1 protein-coding gene is annotated in these 690 nt (G+C 69.6%); it reads left to right on the top strand.

The window, feature by feature from the left end; genetic code table 11:
* Positions 1–690 (top strand): hypothetical protein (locus BEP24_RS17765; RefSeq protein ID WP_216093163.1); only part of this gene is annotated, 690 nt, incomplete at both ends.

Below are 690 nucleotides of genomic sequence, written 5' to 3'. Positions count from 1 at the left end.
CGGCGGGTGCGGCGACGCAGGTTGCGTCCTGCTTCGACGCAGCGGACCGGCTCATCGGGACCACGGTGACGAACCCGGTCACGGGAGCGACGCCGGTGAACCAGTCCCTGACCGGTGCGCAGCTGGTCTACGACGCGCATGGGAACACCACCACGCTGGCGGACGAGACCCTCGTCTACGACGGGCAGGACCGGCACGTCCAGACCGCTCTGACGGACGGGTCGAAGGTGTCGTACGTGCGGGACGCGTCGAACCGGATCGTGCAGCGCACGGAACAGACCCCGAACGGAACGAAGACCGTCACCCGGTACGGGTTCACCGGCGATGGTGACACCCCGGACTTCGTCTACGACGGCGCGAGCAAGCTGACCGAGTGGGACCTGCCCCTGCCGGGCGGGCTGACCGCGGAGCTCCGTGGGACGAGCGCGGTGTGGTCGTACCCGAACCTCCACGGGGACATCGTCGCCACCACCGACGGGTCGGGCCAGCTCGCCTCGCAGGTGTTGCCGGTGTACGACCCGTTCGGGCAGGTCATGGACCAGGCCACCGGCCTGTTCGGTACGGCCACGGCGAACCAGTCCGGGCCGGACACGCAGCAGGGCAACGCCGACTACGGATGGCTCGGGCAGCACCAGAAGCTCAGCGAACACCTCGGCTCGATCGCCACGATCGAGATGGGCGCCCGGCAGT

The organism is Curtobacterium sp. UCD-KPL2560 (assembly GCF_001705035.1).
Lineage (GTDB): Bacteria > Actinomycetota > Actinomycetes > Actinomycetales > Microbacteriaceae > Curtobacterium.
Note: the sequence above shows the minus strand (reverse complement) of the source record. Positions and strands in the feature narration are given on the sequence as shown.